This is a genomic window from Streptomyces albicerus, from assembly GCF_008905045.1.
Taxonomy (GTDB): Bacteria; Actinomycetota; Actinomycetes; order Streptomycetales; family Streptomycetaceae; genus Streptomyces; species Streptomyces albicerus.
In genome coordinates this window covers 183284-204629 of sequence record NZ_VWMY01000004.1, presented here as the reverse complement: position 1 = coordinate 204629, position 21346 = coordinate 183284, and the positions used below count along the sequence as shown (strand labels likewise).

The window sequence follows — 21346 nt, the reverse complement described above, 5'->3', positions numbered from 1 at the left end:
TAATTCTTCAGGACCGCTTCATCTGGTCATCTGGATCGCTCAGGCCTTCTTCTGGGCCGGCTGATAAGCACCCGGCGCCATACGTGTGGCGATCGCGATGCGGTTGTACGCGTTGATGACGGTGGCCGCCCAGATCAGTGCCGCGATCTGTGCCTCGTCGAAGACCTCCGCGGCCTGAGCGTAGACCGCGTCCGGGACGTGCCCGTCGTGCACCAGCGTCACCGCCTCGGTCAACGCGAGCGCGGCGCGCTCCCGTTCGGTGAAGAAGGGGGTCTCCCGCCAGGCGTTCAGCGCGTACACACGTTGCTCGCTCTCGCCCTGGGCGCGGGCGTCCTTCGTATGCATGTCGATGCAGAACGCGCAGCCGTTGATCTGCGAGGCGCGAATCCGGATCAGCTCCAGCAGCTCCGGCTCGACCTTGGCATCCTGCGCCGCGGAAACGGCGGCACCGTGCAGCGCACCCATGGCTCCGGACACGTCCGGGGTTATTTTCTTGAGGGCCACGCGGGGTGTGGATTCAATGTGGGGCATGGGGCGACTCTATCCGCCCAATGAGGCCCATGAAACGGAAACGGTGTGAATAGTCGTGTGACGATTTGCGGGGCGGCCGCTATCGTGCAGTTATGACCGGATCCGCGGAGCGACCGCTGCTCTTCCTCGATGTCGACGGACCGCTCATACCTTTCGGAGCGGTACCGCAGCAGTACCCGGGCGGGTATCCGGCGCATGGGATGGATCCTGACCCGCTGGTGTCCGGCACGAATCCGCTGCTGGCCAGGATCAACCCCGGGCACGGCCCTCGACTGATGGCTCTGCACTGCGAGCTGGTCTGGGCGACGACGTGGATGGACGAGGCGCACGAAACCATCGCCCCGCGACTCGGTCTGCCCGAGTTGCCCGTCGTGAGCTGGCCCCAAGCCTTCGCCGAGGAGGAAGAACGGGACGCGCGGAACGGACTGCACTGGAAGACCCGCGCCCTGGTCGCCTGGGCGGCCGGCCGCCCGTTCATCTGGGTCGACGACGAGATCACCGACACCGACCGCGCCTGGGTCTCCGCACACCACCGAGGACAGGCCCTGCTGCACCGCGTCGACCCCCGCCGGGGCCTCACCGACGCGGACTTCGCCGCCCTCGACGCGTGGCTGTCCGGGGAATCCGTGAGCCGCAGCTGATCCTGACGACCGCGCGCGGCCGCTCCCCGGCGGGCGTCACTCCCGTGCTGTCCGAGGAAGCCAGCCGTTCACACGACGGTCGGCCCACTGGACGAGTCCGACCGCGCCGAGCGCCACCAGGACGACGGCGAGGAGTACGGCGAGGACGCTCTCGCTGTCGAAGCGGCCGCCGGCCTGGGTGAGGACGCGGCCGAGGCCGACGACGGCGATGAACATCTCACCGTTGATCATTCCGGTGACCGCGCGGCCGACGCCCAGCCGGATGCCGGCCATGGCCAGCGGCAGGGCGGCGGGGACGACGACCTTCAGCAGGAGTTGCCGCTCGCCCGCCCCGTACAGGCGGGCCATCTCGGTCAGGTGCTCAGGGACAGCCCGTACCGCAGAGGCGGTACTGATCACGATGATGAACAGCGAGTACATCACCACGACGGCCACGATCGAGGCTCTGCCCGGGCCGAAGAGTGAGAAGAAGACCGGCGCGAAGACGAGCGAGGGTGCCGTCAGCAGGGCGTACATGTAGACCCCGAGCGCGGCGTCCACCGGGCGGTAACGCCCCATCAGCACACCGAGCGTCAGCCCCAGGACGAGGGAGATCGAGAACCCGACGAGGAGGTTGGTGAGGCTGGAGGCGAGGCTGCCGAGGATCTGCCCGTCCAGGGTCATCTCCCACAGCCGGGCGACGACGGCGCTCGCGGGCGGCAAGAAGGCGGCGTCGGCGGATCGAGCGACGATCTCCCAGAGGACCGCCCCGGCCAGCAGCCCGATCAGCGGGGGAGGCACCACATCGCGTCGGATCCTCTTCGTGACGGTACGGGCCGCCGGGACCGTGGCGGTCATCCGGCCACCTCCTGGGCGGACCCGGCCACGGCACGGGCCGACGCCCGGTGGTCGGGGTGCATGGCGCGCAGGCTCTTCCAGAGCCGCGAGGTGATCGCGGTGAACTCGGGCGACTGCTCGAGACCCCCGACGTCGGCCGAGCGGGGGCGCGGGATGTCCACGGGGACGATCTCGGCGATCCGTCCGGGACGTGGGCTCATGAGGACCACCCGGTCCCCGAGCAGTACGGCCTCCTCCATGCTGTGCGTGATGAAGACGACCGTCAGCCGGCGGCGTTCCCAGATGGACAGCAGCTCCTCCTGGAGGATCCGCCGGGTCTGCTCGTCGAGTGCGCCGAACGGCTCGTCCATCAGCAGGACGTCCGGCTCGACGGCCAGCGCCCTGGCCAGGCCGACCCGCTGTTGCATGCCGCCGGACAGCTCGCCGGGAAGCCGCGACTCGAAGCCGCCGAGACCCACCAGTTCGATCAACTCACGTGCCTTGGCGTGTCGTTCCGCGCGGCTCTCGCCGCGGAGTTCGAGGCCGAAGGCGACGTTGTCGAGCACGGTGGCCCAGGGCAGCAGCGCGAAGTTCTGGAAGACCATGGCCCGGTCGGGCCCCGGCCGCCGCACCGGATTTCCGTCGACGACGATGTCGCCCTCGTCGAAGCCGATGAGTCCGGCGATGGCCCGCAGCAGGGTGGTCTTGCCGCATCCGCTCGGCCCGAGCACGGTGAGGAACTCGTTGTCCGCGACGGTGAGGTCGACGTCCTTGAGGGCGTGGACCTCGCTGCCCTCGCGTCCGGTGAACTTCTTGGTGACGCCTCGGATCTCAATCACGTGTGCTCCTTGCGGAAGTCCTGGGGGCCGCCCACGGCGTGGCTTTGCGCTCGACCCAGTGGGCGGCGGCGATCAGCGCGAGGGCCTCGGCGAGAATGATGACGATGGTCGCGTACAACTTGGGCGCCTCGAAGAGGCCGCGGTACTCCAGAATGAGACCGCCGAACCCGACCGACACCATGAGCAGTTCCACGATGACCATGCCGGTGACGGCACGGCCGAGCGCGAGCCGGACGCCGGTCATGATGGCGGGCAGGGCACCGGGAATCAGGATGCGCCGCCAGATCTGGGCTTCCGACGCCCCGTAGGTGCGGCTCATCTCGATGAGCGAGGAGTCGATCTGCCGTATTCCGGCGCGGGCGTTGACGATCACCATGACGATCGAGAAGAGCGTCACCAGGATCACTCGCGACAACAGCCCGAACCCGACCGACATGACCAGCAGCGGAATGACAGCGGCCATCGGTGTCACCAGCAGGATGCTGAGGTAGATGTCGGTGTAGCGCTCGACGGTGCGGAAGCGCCCCAGCAGCAGCCCGGCCGGTACGCCCAGCACAACGGCCGCGAGGAAACCGAGGACCAGCGCCTGGTTGCTCAGCCAGAGCGCCTTCCACAACTCGGCCTCGCCGAGCAGCCGGCCGGTCGCCACCGCCGTGTCGGAGAACGGCGGGAGCAGGATGCCGCCCCAGTAGCGCCCGTACACCTCCCAGGCGGCCGCGAACACGGCGAAGGTGAGCAGCTGGTAGAGGAGGGTGCCGTGAACTGCCTTCTGCAGCAGGCTGGTTGCGGGGCGGCGTGTCGTGGCGGAGACACCGGAAGGGGTCATGAGCCTTCTCCCCGTTCCTGCGCGGCCGGTTCCTGCGCGGCCGGTTCCTGCTCGGCCGCCGCGCGGTCGACGAAGCTGAGATCCGCCACGTCCTCGACCGGCATGCGCTTGACGATTCCCGCGTCCGCGAAGAAGTCGACCGTCCGCTGGACGCTCCGCGGAGTCAGCCCCGCGGCATCGAACAGCCCGGCCTCCACGTACCGCCGGCTGGTGACCTTCGCCGTCTCCTCGTCGTAGGCGTCCGGCAGGTACTTCTTCAGCAGGGACACGAGATAGCCGGGGTCCGCGTTGATCTTCCGGTGCTCCTCGACGATCGCGTCGATGAACGCCTGGCTGGGCTTGCGGTGTTCGCCGAGATAGTCCTCGTTCGCGTACACGGTCTGGGGATGCAGCCCGGGAAAGACCTCCTTGAAGTCCGCCAGCCGGTGCAGTCCCTTGCCTCCGCCGGCCCGTTCCAGGGTGACGGCGTCGGTCACTTCGAGGGCGGTCGCGTCGATCTGGCCGGACAGCAGGGCCTGTGCGCGAGCGTCTGAGCCGCCGATGGTCAGGTATTCCGGTTCGGAGCCGTCGCGGCAGTCCTTGCTGACCCACTGGCGGACCATCGCCGTCGCGACGGAGCCCTCGCTGAAGATCCCGAAGGGACGGCCGTTCAACTGGTCGCAGCTGTCACGGTTCTTGGCGCCGTAGACCGCCCATTGGTTGCCGACGGCATCGGCGACGATCCGGATCGGCGCACCCTTGGACATCGCGATCAGCGCCGGGCTCGTCGCCTCCGCCGAGAACTGGTAGTCGCCGCGGACGAGGCCCTCGATGGCGAGTTCCGGCTCGGCGGCCTCCTCCACCTTGACGTCGAATCCCTGCTCACGGACTGCGTCGGCGGCCGCGAGCAGGGGAACCGCTGCGATGTCCGGCTCGATCAGCGCCACGGTGAAGGAGTTGTCGCTGCCGCCACCGGAACATCCGGCCAGCAGCAGGGTGGCGGACACGACGGCGCCAAGCACTCTCCGTCGCTTTGGGCTGAGCAGGGAAGCAGGCGTCCTCACTGAGCGACTCGACAAGGGGTCGCTCCTCTCTGCGAAAAGCCGCCGAGGCCTTGTGTCTTCGCCGGGACGGCGTGCGATACTGGGCATGCAATCGATTGCGCTTACGTATGCACAATCATGTGCGGGCCAGAACGAGCCCGTCAACCCGGCAGCGCAAGGAAAGTTCGCCCGCCGACGACGAGAGAGGCAGCACCCGTGACCGCATCAGGGGGCAGGGCATCCGGCCCTGCACGAGGCGCCAGACGCCGCCCGACCATGGCCGATGTGGCGCGCGAGGCGGGCGTGAACGCCTCGACGGTTTCACGCGCCATGGACGAGCGGCATCCCTTCTCGCGAAGCGCCACGGCCGCCCGGATCAAGGAGGTCGCGCAGCGTATCGGGTACTCGCCCAATCCCGCGGCGGCCAGCCTGCGCCGGCAGAGCACGCGCACCATCGGCGTGGTCGTCTCGAGGCTCTCGGACACGGTGATGGCGATTCTGTACGAGGAGATCGCCGAAGCCTGCCGGGACCACGGGCTGCATGCCCTCGTCGCGATCACCCACGACGAACCGGCTGCCGAAGCCGTTCAGGGAAGGCTGCTGCTGGACCGGATGGTCGACGGGCTGGTGCTCGCCACGGCCCGGCTGGACTCGGAGAGCGACCTCGTGCGCGAACTGGCCGCGCGGGAGATCCCGTACGCCCTCGCGCTGCGGACCGACGGCCGCGGCCCGGCCGCCGTCGGCGACGACAAGCTGGGCGGATATCTGGCCGCTCGTCACCTGATCGACCTGGGACACCGCCGGATCGCCCTGATCGCCGGCCCGCCGTACGCCTCCAACCCCGTTGGCAGGATGGAGGGTTACCGCACTGCCCTGCGGGAGGCGGGGATCACGGTGGACGAACGCCTCGTCCGGCCCTCGGAGTTCTCCATGGAGAGCGGTGAGCGGGTCGCGGCCGAGCTGCTGTCAGGCGTGCCCGCCGATGAACGTCCGACAGCCGTCATGACCGTCAACGACAACACCGCGGTCGGTGTGCTGGCGGCCGCCAGACGAATCGGGATCAGCATTCCCGGCGAGCTCTCGGTCGTCGGCTACAACGACACCCCGCTGGCCGCACGTCTGCCGATTCCGCTGACCAGCGTCCGCGTCCCGCTGCGTGAGATCGGGCGCGGCGCGGTCGACATCCTGCTGCGCGCCATCGAGGGCAGGCCGACCGCCTCCACCGTGTACGCGCCCACCCTCATCCCGCGCGAGTCGTCGACCTCCGTGTCCTGAACACGGAGGCGCCATCCACCACTTGGAGAGGACAAGCGTGCCCCAGATGACCCAGACGATCTCTGAGCTCGAGAAGATCGACGCCTTCTGCCATGTGCTTCCCCGCGACTACGCCGACCGCCTGTTCGCGCTCGACGGCATCCCCGCCGTCGCCAACCTGCGCAAACGGATCATGAACATTCCCGCGCTCGTCGACCTGGACGTGCGGTTCCGGCAGATGGACGAGTTCGCCAGCTACCGCCAGATCATCAACCTGGCCGCACCGCCCGTGGAGGACTTCGGCAGCCCGGCGCTGTCCGCCGAGTACGCCCGTATCGGCAACGACGGCCTGGCCGGCCTCGTCGCCAAGCATCCCGACCGCTTCGTCGGCTTCTGCGCGGCGGTGGCGCTCAACGACGTCGACGCGGCCGTCGCGGAACTCGACCGCGCCGTCGGCGAGTTGGGCGCGATCGGCGTCCAGATCTACACCCACGTCAACGGCCACCCCCTGGACGAGCAGCGCTTCGAACCCTTCTGGGAGCGCGCCGCCGCACTCGACCTCCTCGTCCAGGTCCACCCCTGCCGCAACTCTTCATGGCCGGACTACCCGGCCGAGGAACGCTCCCGGTACGAGATCTGGTGGACCTTCGGCTGGGAGTACGACCTGTCCGCCTTCATGGCCCGCATCGTCTTCGGCGGCGTACTCGAACGCCACCCCGGCCTGAAGCTGCTCATCCACCACGGCGGCAGCATGATCCCGCACTTCTCCGGCCGCGTCGGCCCGGGCTGGGACCAACTCGGCTCCCGCACACCGGACCATCAGCGCGAGGACGTCACCGGCTATCCGCTCACCAAGCGCCCGCTGGACTACTTCAAGATGTTCTACGCCGACACCGCTCTCTTCGGCGCTCCCCACGCACTGCGCTGCGCCCTGGACTTCTTCGGCCCGGACCGTGTGCTGTTCGGCTCGGATTCGCCGTACGACCCCGAGAAGGGTCCCGGGTACATCCGATCGGGGATCACCGACCTGGCCGCCATGGACCTCACCGACGAGGAGCGCGCCGCCGTGTTCTCGGGCAACGTACGGAGACTGACCGGCTTCCGGCCGACCGGCGCGACGGGCCTCCACGCGACGTGGTGATCCCAACGTCGTCCGGTGCGGCGTCACCGTCTGGGGCTCTTCAGCCGCCACGCCACGCCTCGGCTCAGGGGGCGATGCCCACACCGTCGATCCGGCTCCAGGATTTCTCCTGGGCGGCGGTCATGGCCGGCCAACGCAGCCCGCCAGGACGGGGGTTGACCCGTGAAGCGTAGGAACCGGGGGAGAAGGCCGGGTCGTAGAAGCAGCCGCCGCCGTACGTGCGGTCGAACGCCGCGCAGGATGCCGCGACCGACCTCGGCGTCGGCTTCTTCCCGGTGCGAACCCAAGTGGCCAGGGCAGAGATCGAGTTGGCGTACTCGGCATTGCTCAGCCCGCTGTGTTCGCTCTCGCGGGTGAAGGTCTGCACGAGATGCCTGTCCCGGTGGGCGCCCCGGAGGCTGTCGCGGTACGCCGCCTCGTGCTCGACGAACGCCGTCGGATCGTCGATCGCGTGGAGAGTGAGCACGGGGATGGCGACCCTGCCCGTGATGTCGCTGTCGTACGAGAGGTCGCGCACGGCGGTGGCATCGGCGGAGAACCGTTCAACACCCGCGTTGAGCGCCTCGTCGTCATGGGACCCGGAATACCGCACGCCCTGGTTGCTGAACGGATTACGCCCGCCGAGCCGGCCGTGCACGATGTCGCGGAACGTGAACGTAGCGAACCGCAGATGCGACTCCAGTGTTCGCTCCGGTACTCCGGTGACGGCGAGGATGTCGTCCAGATTCCGTTGCTGTGGGGCGGTCCGCTCCTGCGGTGCGGAGGCGAATCCCGTGCATTCCTGCAAGCGGGCGCGCAACCCTGCGGCCGTCATGGTCGAAGTCGCGCGCAGCCCTTCCCACAGCGGGTACTGAGGCTCTGTGGGACGAGGGTGGTTCTGGCAGTAGTACTGGTAGACCACGCGCAGGTCCACCCGGTAGTCGTAGCCGCGCGAGCCGCCGCCGAGGACACCGTTGGTGAGCAGGGCCCCGTCGTACGGACCATGCTTGCGTGCGCCGTACGTCTCCACGACCTTCGCGGCGACGTTGCCGCCCCAGGACTGGCCGTGCACATACGTCCGCTTCGGCGTGCCGAACTCCCCGACGAACAGGCGGCGCAGGTTCTCCGTATCGGCGGCGGCCATCCGGGTCCCGTAACCACCCCGCCGATACGACGAACCGGCCCAGGCATAGCCTTCGTCGACCATCACCGACCAGCGTTCCAGATCGCCGATACTGCGCTCAGGGTCGGAGCCCGCTCCGAGGTCGGGCCCTCCGTGCGCGTGCACGACGAGCGAACCGTTCCACTCCTTCGGGATGGCGATCGCGTAGTAGGCGCCATTGGCATCCTGGCCGGTGTAACAAGTGGCCTTTCCGGTCAGGTTCGTCGGGCATGCGGCGGATACCGGTTCGTCCGCACTCGCGGAGGCGGAGGCGGAGGCGGAAGCCGGTCCGGCGAGCGTGCCGACGAGAATCCCCGCGATGCACGCGGCGGCTGCTTTACGGCGACCCCGGAGAGTCTGAGACCAAGTGCGGAAACCCGATGTGATGGGCCTCGGCCTGTCCATGGGTGTTCTCCTCGTCCTCATCGGCGCACCGTTGCGCGGCGCGGCCGATGCTAAGGAGGGGGCAGGTGAAATCCCATGCCTTGATCATTGCGTTCATATTGTTCGCCCGGTGTGGCCGGCCCTGCAGGGACCGTGCGGCCATGGCTCAGCTCAGGTGTCGGTCGAAGAAGGCCATCGTCCTGTCCATAGAGGCCGGCCACTGAGGAGCGAACGTGTGGCCCTCGCCCTCGTACTTCACGAGTTCGACGTCCTTGCCCGCCTTCTCGAACGCGGCGGCGGTCCGCTCCGACCAGGCGAGAGGGCAGGTGTCGTCGGCGGTGCCGTGATGGATCAGCAGCGGCTCGGTCACCCGGTCCACGTAGGTGAGGGGGGAGGCTTCCCTCCAGAACTTCGGGTTCTCCTCGGGGGTGCCGTGCTCGGTTTCGATCTCGGCGACGATCGGGTCGCCGTTGGGGCGCTGGAACTGGTCGATGTTCTCCTCCGGACGCGAACTCACCGGAGCGAACACCACGGCGGCGTCGACCAGACCGGGCTCCACCACCAGCGTGTTGTACACGACCCCGCCGCCCATCGACCGTCCCAGCAGACCGATCCGGTCGCCGTCGATCTCCGGGCGCCCCGACGAGCGCAGCGCCAGCACGGCGCCGATGGTGTCCGCGGTGTAGCCGAGGCGCAGGTTGACGTCGTTGTCGGGGTCGTCGTCGGAGCCCGCGTGGTTGCGGTAGTCGGTGTGCAGGACCACGTAGCCGTTGCGCGCCAGCAGGTCCTGTTCCCGGGCCAGCCCGCGGCCACTGGTGTAGACGGCCGGGTCGATGTACCCGTGCGCCAACACCAGCGCAGGGAAGGGCCCCTTGCCCCTGGGGACGTTCATGATGCCCGAGATCGTCAGCCCATTGGCCTCGTACGTGACCGCGTACTGGGTGTAGGCGCCGGTCCGGGCCAGCACGGTCCCGAGCCGGAGGTCGGAGCCCCGGTACTCACGCTGGATCAGGCCCGGGATCGACACGGGGTTGGCCGGGGTCGGGGTCGGGGTGGGCGTCGCGCTGGGGGTCTCGCTCGTGGCTCGGGCCGACGTCGGAGGGCCCGTGGGCTCGCTGTCGCCGTCCCCGGTACACCCGACCGCGACCATCAGCACCAGCCCGGCGGCGCCACAGGCCAAGCTCCGAAACCGCATGCGGCCCAGTATCCCGCGATCCCGCGCGGTGGGTGGCCGCCACGGCAATGCTTGTGATGGCTGCATTTGTGCAGTTAGATTTGGCTGCATGAGCGTAGTCACCGTACGGATCCCCGATACCATGGACGATGCGCTGCGCGACGCCGCGGCCGATGCCCCCTCTCTCAACGCCTACATCGTGCAGGCGGTGCGCCGTCAGATGACGCTCGACGCCGCCCGCAAGCTCGCCGCCATGGAGCCTCTCGAGCTCGACGGCGAAGGCGACGCCCTGTGACGATCCGCAAAGGTGACGTGTGGGATGTCGACACGGGCAAGGGCACCCGTACGGTGCTGATCGTCAGCCTCGACGGACTCGCCGACGCGTACGGCGCTGTCGTCGCCCTCGTCCTGCACGCCCCGGCCGTGCACCCCGACACAGCCATGAGCGTGCGACTGTCCGCCCCGGTCGACGCCTCGGTCGTCGCCGTCAATCTCGTCCAGCTCGCCACCTCCCGTTTCGACACCGCCACGCGGCACGGCTCCATCGGGCCGAAGCAGCAGGAACTCGTCGACAACGCACTCCGTGCGGTCCTGGACCTGTAACACAGGTGAATCGACGGCCGGTGGCTCTACGTTGTATCCCACGGCCAACAACGGTTCCCACCAAGGAGGTTGCCGGTGACGCAGGACTCGTCCGCCCGGAACACCGCGGCATCAGCGAAGATCGACTCGAAAGTGCCGCACTCGGCCCGGATCTGGAACTACTGGCTCGGCGGCAAGGACAACTACCCCGTCGACCATCAGGCGGGCGACGCCTTCCGTGAGGTCTTCCCCGGCATCACCGATCTCGCCCGCGACTCGCGGGCCTTCCTCGGCCGCGCCGTGCGCCACCTGGCCGGTGAGGCCGGCATCCGTCAGTTCCTCGACATCGGCACCGGTCTGCCGACGGCGGACAACACCCATGAGACAGCCCAGCGAGTGGCCCCCGAGGCCCGCATCGTCTACGTGGACAACGACCCCCTGGTCCTGGCCCACGCCCGGGTGCTGCTGACCAGCACGTCCGAGGGAGCCACGGACTACATCGACGCCGATCTGCACGACCCCGACGCCGTTCTGCGGGAAGCGGCCAGGACGCTGGACTTCGCGCAGCCGGTCGCGCTCACGCTGATGCAGGTCAGCGGGCACATCGCCGACTACGACGAAGCCCTGGCCATCGTCGGCACGCTGATGGGGACGCTGCCGTCCGGCAGCTATTTCGCGTTCAACGACAGCGTGGACACCAACAAGGCCAACGCCGAAGCCACCCGCCGCTACAACGAGAGCGGGGCGGCCCCCTACCACCTGCGCAGCCCGGAGCAGCTCGCCGGCTTCTTCGACGGCCTCGAACTGCTGGACCCCGGTGTCGTCCCCATCACCGACTGGCGGCCCGACCCCGGGGCGGTCCACGCTTCCGGCGAAGTGATCGCCTTGGGCGGCGTCGCACGCAAGCCGTGAAGCAGCCGGGCGACCGCCCGGCCTCACGTTGAGCAGGGCACCGAGATGGTGCGGGCCGCAAACTCCGTGACCGTGACGGGCGGCCCGCTCTTCTCCCGTGTGCAGCCGGCGCCGGTAGCGACACCGGTCCTGCCCGACCGCAAGCGTCCCCCCTGCTCCTACTCCGTGCGCAGCGCCGTCGCCGTACGGGCCCGGGCCGCCCAGCCCGCCGGGAGCAGCGCACCCAGCAGCGCGATCGTGATCCCGGCCAGCCCCAGCAGCGCCAGCTGCCAAGGCGCGTACACATCGAGGACCGACGGCGGCAGATTGGTGCCCCCGGCGTGCCCCATCACCGGCAGTACGAAGCCGTGCAGCGCGAACCCGGCCGGCACGCCGACCAGACCGCCGAGCACGCCGATGCCGGCCACCGAGGCGAGTACGAGGCTCACGGTCTGCCGCGGCGACATGCCGAGCGCCTTGCAGACGCCGAGGTCGTGGACACGTTCCCGGGTGTCCAGGACGACAGAGTTGAGCACGCCGAGGCCCGCCACGGAGACCAGCATGAGGGTGAGCAGCACCGCCATCGCGTTCAGGATGAGGATCATGTTCTCCTGTTCCGAGGGGGAGTTGGCCATGACGTCGCCGCCCAGTGGCCGCACCACCGCGGCGAGCTTCCCGGCGTAATCGGCGGGAGAGACGCCCGGCTTCACCTCGATGTGGAAGACCTGGGGCTCGGCCCCGGGGAAGCTGCCGAGGTCCGCGTGGATCGCCAGGCCGTCGTTCGAGGTGTCGAAGGCCTCGCCGACGATTCGCAGGGTCCGCGTGTCCTTCTCGAGGGTCACCCGCACCGTGTCGCCGATCTTGGTGCCGGTTCGTTCCAGGAAGCGTGTGGGCACGACGACCTGCCCCGCGCCGGTGATCCAGTGCCCGGAGATCATCTCGTAGCTGCCTGGACGTGAATCGCCTTGGTAGAAGCTGGCGTCGACCGGGCCGGAGATCCCGGCCACGGTGACGTCGGTCCGGGACATGCCGTAGTACGAAGCGGTGCCCGGCTGCGCCTTGATGGCGGCGCGGACCTTCGCCGGGTCGGCGGACGGGGGCTCCTGGTCGCCCCGGGGGACAGGTCCGCGGCCCGCTCCGCCCGGTACGCCGCTGACGGCGGTGACCGCGGCGCGGTCCTCGGGATCCGACGCACTGCCGACCGCGTTCAGAGACGAGGTCAGCCCCACCGCGAAGGTCGCCGCGAGTGTGCCGAAGGCCACCGCGAGCAGCATCGCGGTCGTACGGACCGGGTGGGCGAAGGGGCTGGCGAGCCCGTAGGTCACCGCCCGCGGCAGCGGCAGCCGCCCCGCCGCCCGGTGCGCCCACTGCCCGCGCCCCGTGCGTGGCGCCCGGCCGACCGCGATGGCCTCCACCGTGCGCAGTCGCCCGGCCCGCAGCGCGGGCACCAGCGCCGCGATCCCGACGACGAGCAGCGCGACGGCCGGCACCAGAACGTCCACCCACCAGGCCACCGTCAGCGAGGCACTGCCATAGACCTGCTCGGTGTCCTCCAGCAGTGGCATGGCCAGCAGATTGCCCAGCACGACCCCCAGCGCGATGCCGGCGCCGGCCGGGATCAGTGCCTGGGCCACGTAGGCCCGCACGACCTCGCGAGGGGTGAAGCCGATGGCCTTGAGGATGCCGATGCGGCGCAGGCCGGCGCCGACCGCGCCGCTGATCACACTGCTGACGATGATCACCGACATCACGATGCCGAGCACACCGAAGGCCACCAGGAAAGGGATGGTCGGGGCCGCGCCCTGATCGGCGGCGCGCTTGGTGTCCAGGTAGGACTGGGTACCCACCAGCGCACCGGACGGCACCGCGGCGGCGAGGGCCTTGCGGTCGGCGGCGATCTGCCCGTTCGTTCCCGCGGAGTCGAAGCGGTAGAGCATCTGGCTGGTCACCGGGGTGTCCTTCGACCCCAGCGCGCTGACCTGCCCGGGGGTCGCCCAGGCGTCGGCGGTCTCGCTGACCGACGTCGCGAAGCCGACGACCGTCAGGGTCGGGCTGTCTGCGGCGTCCGAAGCCTTGAGGGTCGAGCCGACGCCGAGCATGGGTCCGGTGAACGACGCGGACAGCACGATCTCGCCGGGCTTCGCCGCCCACCGGCCGGACTTCAGGTCAAGCTTGTCCACGTCGCCGTCCGGACTGGACCGCCCGACGAGGGTCAGCCCCGGAAGGTGCCCGCCGTTCGAATCCACCGGGTGGATGGTCGTGGACGGGTACGGTCCTGCGCTCGCGGTGACGCCGTCCACCTGCCCGGTGTCCTTCAGCTGCGACGCGTTCGCCTTGGCCGGATCGAACTGCGCGGTGATATGCGCACCCTGCTGCTTGGCGAAGGCGTGGTCGAAGGGGGCGTTCGAGGCAACGATGAGCGACCCCGCGACCACTGCCGCGGCGACGGCCATCATGGTGGCCAGGGCGATCACCACGGTCTGCACGCGGCGCCGCCCCACCCCGGAACGCACCACCCGGCCGAATGCGCCGGTGCCGAAGAGGCTCATCGGACGGCCTCCGCACGCGAGTCGAGGGCGAGGTGGCCGTCGACCAGATGGATCGTGCGGCTCGCGCACGCCTCGGCCAGCGCCAGGTCGTGCGTGACCAGCACGATGGTCTGCCCGCCGCGGTGCAGGTCCACCAGCAGGTCCCGTACGTCCTGGCCCGAGGCGGTGTCGAGGGCGCCGGTCGGCTCGTCGGCGAGCAGCAGCGCGGGCCGGTTGACCAGCGCCCGGGCCACCGCGACCCGCTGACGTTCGCCGCCGGACAGCCGGCCCGGGTAGGCGCGGGCGTGCTTCTGGATGCCCAGCACCTCCATGAGCTCCATGGCGCGGTCCGCCGCTTTGCGCCGAGCGGTCCCGGTCAGCTGGGCCGGGAGCTGGATGTTGTCCGCGACGGTGAGATCGTCGAGCAGATTGAAGAACTGGAACACCATGCCGATCTGCTCGCGGCGGAACCGGGCCAGAGCGTGCTCGGATCGCTGGTCGATCCGCTGCCCGGCCACGGTCACGGCGCCTTCGGTCGGCTTGTCCAGGCCCGCGACGAGGTTCAGCAGTGTGGACTTGCCGCTGCCGGAGGGACCCGTCACGGCAAGGGCCTCACCCTTCTCGACGGAGAGCGTGAGCGGTCCGAGCGCGGGCGTGCCGACGGTGTCGTAGCGCTTGGCCACGCCGTCCAGTTGGATCACCTGGGACATGGGAGTCCGTCCTTTACGGTCGAGAGGGCTCTGCTGGTCGCCGGCTGCAGCGAACGTAGGGGCGGCCGTCCACCGGGCGCGTCGGCCGCGGCACCGACATCCGGCCCTCCCCGCGGATGACCCGGCCCCGGGGTCCTCCCTGCGACGTACTCCTGACGGACACGGCCCTGGTCGCGCAGGCTGATGCGGGCCCGAGGGGGCGGGTCGCACAATGAGCCGGTGGACACGGACCACCGGCGCGGCCGGCGTCAACAACTGCGCGGCGCGCTACGCCCGGAGGCGAGGGCTGCCCCGGTGTCGCGCAGGGCGCTGCGCGCAGATGTGGTGCTGGCGGTCGCGTTGACCGTCATCGCACTGATCTGGGTTGCGCGTTATCCCGACAGCGGACCGGTCCGGGTCGATCAGGACGTTCCGATTCCGCCCGTGCCCCCGCCCCCGGGCATCCGGGTGCACGAGGAGTCTTCATCGGGACTCTGGCCGCTCGTCGTGCTGTCGGCGCTGCCGCTGGCGGCCAGGCGTCTGTATCCGCTGGCCGCGTTCGCCGTGGTGATGTGCGCGACGCTGGCCATGGTCGACGACGCCTCCTGGATGAACGTGGTGACCTTCGTCATCGGCGCCTACAGCGCCGTCGTCTACAGCCGCCACCGGATCCGGGCGATGGCCGGACTGGTCGTCGCCGCGGTGCTGGCCGGCCTCGCGTTCCGGGAGACCGAACCCATCCTGCCGGGCTGGTCGAGCCCGGCGGTCGTGTTGCTGATCGCCGGCGTGCTGGCCAGCCTGGTCCGGTTCTGGCAACGGCAGCTGGCGGCGAGCCGGGACCGGTACGCGCAGCTGCAACAGGCCCAGGACGAGGCCACGCGCCGGGCCGTCGAGGAGGAACGCGCCCGCATAGCCGCCGAGTTGCACGACGTCGTGACCCACAATGTCAGCGTGATGGTGATCCAGGCGGGCGCGGCCCGCAAGGTGATGGACGCGACGCCGGAACGGTCGAAGGAAGCACTGCTGGCGGTCGAGGCCGGCGGCCGGGCCGCCATGGCCGAACTCCGGCATGTGATGGGCCTGTTGGCCGGTCCGGACACTGGCCGCACCGACACCCCCGCCGGCCGCACCGACACCCCCGCCGACGGCCTCGAACCGCAGCCCGGCCTCGGACAGCTGCACGCCCTCACCGAACGGGTCCGCGCCGCCGGGACCCCGGTCGGCGTCGCGGTGTCCCTGCCGCCGGACCCCCTGCCGCCCGGCGTGGAACTGACGGCGTACCGCGTGGTGCAGGAGGCACTGACCAACACGATCAAACACGCGGCCGGCGCCGAAGCCTCCGTCACGATCGGCTACACGGACGACTGTCTCGAGATCGAAGTCATCGACACCGGCGGCGCCCACGACGCCCCGCCGGTGGACGGCAACGGCCGCGGGCTGATCGGGCTGCGCGAACGGCTGGCCGTCTACGGCGGCGAACTCACGGCCGGGCCGACCCTCACCGGCGGATACCGGATCAAGGCCCGAGTGCCGTGGCGGACCGCGTGAACCGGCCGCCGCTGCGCGCCGTCATCGCCGACGACCAGGCCCTGGTCCGTACGGGCTTCGGGATGATCCTCGCCGCCGACGGCATCGACGTGACGGCCGAGGCGGCCGACGGGGCCGAGGCGGTCGCCGCCGTCCGCCGTACCCGGCCCGACGTCGTGCTCATGGACATCCGGATGCCGGAGATGGACGGCATCGAAGCCACCCGGCGGATCCTCGGCGGTGACGGACCGGGCGACACCCGGGTCATCATCCTCACCACGTACGACCTCGACCACTACGTCTACGCGGCACTCACCGCCGGCGCCAGCGGCTTCCTGCTCAAGGACGTCACGCCCGAGCATCTGGTGGCCGCCGTACGCCTGGTGCAGTCGGGTGACGCCCTGCTCGCGCCCACCATCACCCGCCGGCTGATCGAACGCTTCGCCCAGCGCGAAGAGGCTCCGCAGGCCACCCTCCACCGCGACCTGTCCGGCCTGACCCCGCGCGAGCTCGAGGTGCTCCGCCTGCTCGCGACGGGCCTCAGCAACGCCGAGCTCGCGGACCGCCTGTTCCTGAGCCCGACCACGGTCAAGACACACATCGGCCGCATCCTGTCGAAGCTGGACCTCCGCGACCGGGTCCAGGCCGTCGTCCTCGCCTACGAGACCGGCCTGATCTCCCCGGGAGGCCCGACCGGCACCGGCTGACGGGGAGACAGGGACACGTCTCGCTATTCGTCCTTGGCCTTCGCGTACTCCTGCGCCATGGCTCCGGCGAAGTCGTGCACCACGACGGGTTCGTCCCCCACCACCCAGGCATCGTGGCCGGGCGGTACGACGAAGACGTCGCCGGGGCCCACCTCGCCCTCGCCGCCGTCGTCCATGCGGATCCGCATACGGCCCTGGACGACATAACCGTTGTGATGGACCTGGCAGCTCTCGGTGCCCGCGATCGGAGCCACGGACTCGGACCACCGCCAGCCCGGCTCGAACGTACCCACGGCGAAGTCGAGCCCGGTGAGGTGGACGGCTTCGAGGTGACCACGAGGGAAATCGCGCCGCTCATCCGGCTTTTCGACCGTCTTGACCTCCATCATGACGGTTCCCTCCAATCTGACTTTGCCCAGCACTCTCCGGGGCCGGTCGTTGCCCCGCGACGTCCGCGGCCTGCGTCGGCCGAACCCCTCCAGTCCATCGTCTGCCTGTCCACCCGGCTCCGCCATTCGAGGGCCTGGCCCTACAGGGGGATGGTCACCTCGTCCTCGACGGGCGGATCGAGTTCCTGCCGGCGATTGCCCGTCGCCGAGAAGCAGCGCAACCGGACCGAGTCCGGGGTGACGTCCAGGCGCAGGAAGCACTTGAAGAACGGCGGGCTGTAGGTCGCCGAGCCCGGCGAGAAGAGCTGCGTGTAGACCTTGCGTACGGGGAGACGGAAGCGCGACGCGCGGTCGGGACGGCCGCCGACGCCGAGCAGACTCGCCACCAGGCGGGTGCGCAGGGTGACGCGAGCGGGCGAGCTCTGGCTGCGGGTCGGACGGATGCCGAGGCGCTCGGCGATGACGGCGGTCGCCTGACCTTCGGTGAGGGTGAAGAAACGCCGCATACGCAGTCGGCGTCCGTAGAGCCTGCTGTAGAAGGCCAGCGAGTCGCCGCGCAGTGGGTAGCAGCGGAAGTCGTCCTCGGGGACGCCGCCGACGGAGACGCGCGGGATGGTGTGGGTGGCGTGCATGAAGGCTCCGCCGCCACCGGCGACCACGTACTGGATCGTGCGGTCGTCCACCCGCACCGGGTAGCGCTGGTAGTTGTGGATGTCGCCGCCGATCGCGGCCACGTAGTGATGGTCCGCATCGCGCACGATGTCGTCGACGGTTCCGCCGCCTTCGATCGGGCACGGCTGGTGCTCGGCGTCCACGTACAAGGGGGAGCCGGTGATGAGGATCTTGGGGATGTCTCCCTTGGACACCTCACGAAGCCAGCGGCCCTGCTCGGCGTCGACGGTTCCCAGCAGACCTGTGTCGATGCCTACGATGCGCACCGGCCCGGCGTCGACGGCCCAGTACGGGCCCGGCTGGACGGCTTGTTGGGCAGGAGCGGAGCGCAACTTCCGTGCCTCGGCCAGGCGTTGTTCGTCGACCGTACGCGGCTTGTGCCACAGCAGCGACCGCAGCCAGGCGGGCGTCAGCGGACGGGGTGCGGCCGGCGGCGCGAGGGCCGGGGCCTCGCAGAAGACGCGCATGAAGCCGTGCAGGTCCTCGTACCAGTCGTGGTTTCCGGGTATCGCGTAGATGGGTGCCTGGTAGTCCTTGTACGGGCGGAAGAACTTCGTGCCGTAGTCGTCGGTCGTACCGACCGGATAGACCACATCACTGGCGAGGACGGCGAATTCCGTGCCCTGACTGACCTTCAGAAAGCCCGGGACGACGGCGTACTGCGGGTCGTCGCCCTCTCCGGTGTCCCCGATGACCATGAAGGAGAAGTGGTCCGGATCGTCACGCCGGACCACCTTGTCGGCGGGAGCTCCGGCGGCTGTCCGCTGCTCCACCCATCGGCCGCGCATCCGGCCTGTGGGGTCGCCGAACCAGGAGGCCAGTACGCCGTTGCGGGCGGGCCACAGTGTCCTCGGGTCGAGCCATGAGAGTTTCTCGACCCGACGCGGCATCAGCCGCTTGTAGTCGCCGCGTTCCGCGGTGCCCCAGCCGGCGCCCTCCGCGGTGTCGCGTGAAGAGTCAGACATCGGTGAACGGTAACAACGATCTCGTACCCAGACCCAGGCAAGTACGGTGAAGGTCATGGACATCAGCGTGGTCGCCGCGGCGCGAGAGGACGACAGCCCCATCGACGAGCCGTTGCGGGTCGCCGCGCTCGCCGACCGGCTCGGGTACCGCGAAGTGTGGGCGGGGGAGGGACCCACATGGGACGCGTTCGTCCTCGCCACGGCGATCGGACTCGCCACCGAGCGGGCCACCCTGACAGCCGGGCCCGTACCCGTCTCCGTACGCGACCCGCTGACCATCGCCAGAGGCGCCGCGTCGGCCGCCGCCGTGATCGGCCGCCCCGTCGGGGTGGCGCTCGGGACCTCCAGCAAGAGAGTCGTCGAAGGCGTGCACGGCCGGCCCCGCACCCGGCCTGCGGCCGCACTGGCGCACTCCGCCGAGGCGGTCCGCGGCCTCATGCACGGCGAACCGGGCGAGGAGATCGTGCCCGAAAGTACCTTCCGCCGCCGGCACCGGCCGCCCGGCGGCCCGCTCACCGTGGCGGCCTTCGGCGACCGAGCGATCGCCGCGGCCGCCGAGCACGCCGATCGCATGCTGCTCGATGTCGTCTCCCCGGAGCAGGTCCGCGTGCTGCGCGCCAAGCTGACCGCGGCCTCGGAGGGTACGGGCCGGACGCCGCCGCGGCTGGCCGCCTGGCTGCCCGCGGCCGTCGACCCGGAGCCGGAGTCCCTCACGCAGGTCCTGCGGAGCATCGTCGGCTACCTGACGGTCCCGGGATACAGCGATGTGTTCGCCGAGGCCGGCTTCGGTGAGGCGGTGGAGCTGGCGCGTTCCGGCGCCGACCCGGAGACGCTGCTCGCGGCGTTTCCGCCCGAGGCCGCGCACACAGTCGCCCTCGTGGGCGACGCCGCCACCGTCCGCGCCCGCATCGACGCCTACGCCGCGGCCGGCCTGGACGAGATCGCCCTCGTCCCCGCCACCGCCGCCGACCCGGCCGGCGAACGCACCCTGACGGCCCTGGCGGACCAGGTGTCCTGACCGACAGCCTGCCCCACCAGGTCTCGTCGGCGGCAGGACACCCCGGGCGACCGGAGCGGACCGGAGCTCACCGCTCCGGTGGTTTGATGAATTCGGTGACCGGGCGTTCCAGGCGCTCTCCGTCGACGGTGATGTCGACGGCCTCGTTGTAGAAAGCCACCCGGTCCTTGATGGCGTGCACGGCCCGCAGGGGATCGGGATAGCTCCAGGCGATGTTGGGCGGCACATCGGCGCCCGTCCACGACCAGTACTCGGTGGCCAGGCCCTTGTAGGGGCAGCGGGTCCGATGGTCGGTGGGGGTGAACAGATCGAGGCGTACGTCCTCGCGGGGGATGTAGTACCGGATGGGCAGATGCGTCTCGAAGAGGAGCACCGGTGCGCGGGTGTCCGCGACGACCGCGCCGTCGATCTCGACCTGGACATGCCGGGAACTGGGCAGCGCGTCCACCCGCTTATGGGGGTCGCGCGGATGCACGAAGATCTCCTCGTCCTCCTCGTACCAGTGGTCGAGCACGTCCCGCCCGAACCACTCGAAGGAGATGTACGCGCCCAACTCCTCGCCGGGGTAGGTCCACGCCGCGCCGGGAATGGTCTCACCGCCGACAACGAGGTCGTAGAAGAGCGTCGTACCGGCGTGGGGCCGGCCGGCGTCCTTGTCGGTCTGCCTCAGCAGGTCCGTACGGACGTCCTCGCGCGGGAAGGCATACAGCGGTACCGGACGACCGGGCTCCCAGACCAGGATCGGCCGATGGCTGTCGACGACCGTGACGTCGCCCTTGGTGCCGCGCACCCAGCGCTCGCTCGGCTCCCACAGGACGGTGTCGGCGGGGGCAGGCGGGCGGCGCAGGACCGGGACGGTTCGCGGACTGTCGCCGGGTGAGTTCATGAGTGCCTCCTCGTTGAACGCAGGGGCTCCAGGCCGAGCCCCGGCCCTGACCCCGGCACGTCTCCGGTAAGGACAAGTCTGGGGCAGTCGCGATTCCCCTCGCACGCGGCGCGGGTAGGGTCCGCCCGCATGGCCTTGAACTACAACGATCACTACCACCCCCTGCTGCTGAAGCAAGTGCCGCACGGGGCACGGACGGCGCTGGACGTCGGATGCGGGACGGGGCGGTTCGCCCGGCTGCTCGCGGAGAGGGAACTGGACGTCGAGGGGGTGGACACCAACGCGGACGTCATCGAGGCGGCGCGAGCGGCAGGAGGCGGCCCTCGATACCGCCAGGTCGACGTCCAAGCAGAGCAACTGCCCGATTCCCGCTACGACTTCATCTCGTGTATCGCCAGCCTCCACCACATGCCGTTCGACACGCTGCTCACGTTACGGAAGGCGCTCGCCCCAGGCGGTGTCCTGGCGGTGCTGGGGCTCTATCCGGTCAGGTCGGCGACCGACTTCGTGTGGGCTCTGCCGGCGCTGTCCCTCCTCAAGGCGGACCGACTCCTGAGCAAGCGCCACCCCGTCTCGTCCTTGCAGATCCCGATGGTGTGGCCGCCACCGATGACGTACGCCGAAACGCGCGCCGAATCCGCCCGGCTGCTGCCTGGTTCAACCCTGCGCCGCCTGCCGCTCTGGCGGTACCTGCTGGTGTACCGGGCCTGACGCAGGCAGACC

General features: G+C 70.0%; 22 protein-coding genes. 10 read left to right on the top strand and 12 right to left on the bottom strand.

From position 1 onward, the window contains the following. Window positions 1-39: 39 nt before the first annotated feature. Complete coding sequence (locus GAS53_RS05000) at window positions 40-531, bottom strand: carboxymuconolactone decarboxylase family protein (protein ID WP_151476178.1); 492 nt, start codon at window positions 529-531, stop codon at window positions 40-42. 92 nt (window positions 532-623) lie between these two features. Between GAS53_RS05000 and GAS53_RS04995 the strand changes: the two genes are divergently transcribed. Beyond that, window positions 624-1172, top strand: a complete 549-nt coding sequence (locus GAS53_RS04995) for an HAD domain-containing protein (RefSeq protein WP_151476177.1) — start codon at window positions 624-626, stop codon at window positions 1170-1172. Window positions 1173-1208: 36 nt separating this feature from the next. Here GAS53_RS04995 and GAS53_RS04990 read toward each other — a convergent pair whose 3' ends face one another. Genes GAS53_RS04990 through GAS53_RS04975 form a run of 4 tightly spaced genes read right to left on the bottom strand, consistent with a single transcriptional unit; the run spans window position 1209 to window position 4639 of the window. Then, window positions 1209-2009: an ABC transporter permease gene (locus GAS53_RS04990; RefSeq protein ID WP_151476176.1), complete on the bottom strand. Its 801-nt coding sequence runs from the start codon at window positions 2007-2009 to the stop codon at window positions 1209-1211. Next, window positions 2006-2827 carry an ABC transporter ATP-binding protein gene (locus GAS53_RS04985; protein WP_151476175.1) on the bottom strand — a complete coding sequence of 274 codons (822 nt, stop codon included), beginning with the start codon at window positions 2825-2827 and terminating at the stop codon, window positions 2006-2008. Before GAS53_RS04985 ends, GAS53_RS04990 begins: the two co-directional genes overlap by 4 nt. Continuing rightward, entirely contained in the window at window positions 2820-3653 is an 834-nt protein-coding gene (locus tag GAS53_RS04980; protein WP_151476174.1) for an ABC transporter permease, read from the bottom strand. The genes GAS53_RS04985 and GAS53_RS04980 overlap by 8 nt, the downstream gene beginning before the upstream one ends. Then, the gene (locus GAS53_RS04975) at window positions 3650-4639 is read right to left on the bottom strand and encodes an ABC transporter substrate-binding protein (RefSeq protein ID WP_225858742.1); all 990 of its coding nucleotides are present in this window, start codon (window positions 4637-4639) and stop codon (window positions 3650-3652) included. The genes GAS53_RS04980 and GAS53_RS04975 overlap by 4 nt, the downstream gene beginning before the upstream one ends. A 312-nt stretch (window positions 4640-4951) precedes the next feature. Between GAS53_RS04975 and GAS53_RS04970 the strand changes: the two genes are divergently transcribed. Then, window positions 4952-5950, top strand: a complete 999-nt coding sequence (locus tag GAS53_RS04970) for a LacI family DNA-binding transcriptional regulator (RefSeq protein WP_225858741.1) — start codon at window positions 4952-4954, stop codon at window positions 5948-5950. 46 nt (window positions 5951-5996) lie between these two features. Continuing rightward, window positions 5997-7070 (top strand): amidohydrolase family protein, encoded by a 1074-nt coding sequence (locus GAS53_RS04965; RefSeq protein ID WP_151476171.1) that lies wholly within the window; start codon window positions 5997-5999, stop codon window positions 7068-7070. A 64-nt stretch (window positions 7071-7134) separates the two neighbouring features. Here the strand turns inward: GAS53_RS04965 and GAS53_RS04960 are convergent, their stop codons facing one another. Then, a complete protein-coding gene (locus tag GAS53_RS04960) occupies window positions 7135-8616 on the bottom strand; it encodes a hypothetical protein (RefSeq protein ID WP_225858740.1) in 1482 nt (493 codons plus the stop codon). A gap of 145 nt (window positions 8617-8761) precedes the next feature. Beyond that, complete coding sequence (locus GAS53_RS04955) at window positions 8762-9790, bottom strand: alpha/beta hydrolase family protein (RefSeq protein ID WP_225858738.1); 1029 nt, start codon at window positions 9788-9790, stop codon at window positions 8762-8764. An 88-nt stretch (window positions 9791-9878) separates the two neighbouring features. Here GAS53_RS04955 and GAS53_RS04950 point away from each other — a divergent pair, with 88 nt between their 5' ends. From GAS53_RS04950 to GAS53_RS04940, 3 genes are all read left to right on the top strand, one after another. Further along, window positions 9879-10064 carry a hypothetical protein gene (locus tag GAS53_RS04950; protein ID WP_151476170.1) on the top strand — a complete coding sequence of 62 codons (186 nt, stop codon included), beginning with the start codon at window positions 9879-9881 and terminating at the stop codon, window positions 10062-10064. After that, a complete protein-coding gene (locus GAS53_RS04945) occupies window positions 10061-10372 on the top strand; it encodes a hypothetical protein (protein ID WP_151476169.1) in 312 nt (103 codons plus the stop codon). Before GAS53_RS04950 ends, GAS53_RS04945 begins: the two co-directional genes overlap by 4 nt. A 75-nt stretch (window positions 10373-10447) precedes the next feature. Then, a complete protein-coding gene (locus GAS53_RS04940; RefSeq protein WP_151476168.1) occupies window positions 10448-11263 on the top strand; it encodes an SAM-dependent methyltransferase in 816 nt (271 codons plus the stop codon). Between the two features lie 158 nt (window positions 11264-11421). On the opposite strand, the gene GAS53_RS04935 is transcribed toward GAS53_RS04940, so the two are convergent. Together GAS53_RS04935 and GAS53_RS04930 are read right to left on the bottom strand one after the other, a co-directional pair. Continuing rightward, the gene (locus GAS53_RS04935; protein ID WP_151476167.1) at window positions 11422-13791 is read right to left on the bottom strand and encodes an ABC transporter permease; all 2370 of its coding nucleotides are present in this window, start codon (window positions 13789-13791) and stop codon (window positions 11422-11424) included. Next, window positions 13788-14480, bottom strand: coding sequence for an ABC transporter ATP-binding protein (locus tag GAS53_RS04930; protein WP_151476166.1), 693 nt, complete (start codon window positions 14478-14480; stop codon window positions 13788-13790). Before GAS53_RS04930 ends, GAS53_RS04935 begins: the two co-directional genes overlap by 4 nt. A 183-nt stretch (window positions 14481-14663) precedes the next feature. Between GAS53_RS04930 and GAS53_RS04925 the strand changes: the two genes are divergently transcribed. Both GAS53_RS04925 and GAS53_RS04920 read left to right on the top strand, forming a co-directional pair. Further along, on the top strand, window positions 14664-16007 hold the full coding sequence (locus GAS53_RS04925; protein WP_151476165.1) for a sensor histidine kinase: 1344 nt from the start codon (window positions 14664-14666) through the stop codon (window positions 16005-16007). Then, the gene (locus GAS53_RS04920; RefSeq protein WP_151476164.1) at window positions 15992-16693 is read left to right on the top strand and encodes a response regulator; all 702 of its coding nucleotides are present in this window, start codon (window positions 15992-15994) and stop codon (window positions 16691-16693) included. Before GAS53_RS04925 ends, GAS53_RS04920 begins: the two co-directional genes overlap by 16 nt. A gap of 23 nt (window positions 16694-16716) precedes the next feature. Here the strand turns inward: GAS53_RS04920 and GAS53_RS04915 are convergent, their stop codons facing one another. Both GAS53_RS04915 and GAS53_RS04910 read right to left on the bottom strand, forming a co-directional pair. Beyond that, window positions 16717-17082 carry a cupin domain-containing protein gene (locus GAS53_RS04915; protein WP_151476163.1) on the bottom strand — a complete coding sequence of 122 codons (366 nt, stop codon included), beginning with the start codon at window positions 17080-17082 and terminating at the stop codon, window positions 16717-16719. 140 nt (window positions 17083-17222) lie between these two features. Then, window positions 17223-18719 (bottom strand): metallophosphoesterase family protein, encoded by a 1497-nt coding sequence (locus tag GAS53_RS04910; RefSeq protein WP_151476162.1) that lies wholly within the window; start codon window positions 18717-18719, stop codon window positions 17223-17225. Window positions 18720-18774: 55 nt separating this feature from the next. Here GAS53_RS04910 and GAS53_RS04905 point away from each other — a divergent pair, with 55 nt between their 5' ends. Continuing rightward, a complete protein-coding gene (locus GAS53_RS04905; protein WP_151476161.1) occupies window positions 18775-19737 on the top strand; it encodes an LLM class F420-dependent oxidoreductase in 963 nt (320 codons plus the stop codon). Between the two features lie 67 nt (window positions 19738-19804). On the opposite strand, the gene GAS53_RS04900 is transcribed toward GAS53_RS04905, so the two are convergent. After that, the gene (locus GAS53_RS04900) at window positions 19805-20623 is read right to left on the bottom strand and encodes a DUF427 domain-containing protein (RefSeq protein ID WP_151476160.1); all 819 of its coding nucleotides are present in this window, start codon (window positions 20621-20623) and stop codon (window positions 19805-19807) included. Between the two features lie 129 nt (window positions 20624-20752). On the opposite strand from GAS53_RS04900, the gene GAS53_RS04895 reads away from it, so the two are divergent. Beyond that, window positions 20753-21334, top strand: coding sequence for a class I SAM-dependent methyltransferase (locus GAS53_RS04895; protein WP_151476159.1), 582 nt, complete (start codon window positions 20753-20755; stop codon window positions 21332-21334). The last annotated feature ends 12 nt before the right edge of the window (window positions 21335-21346 follow it).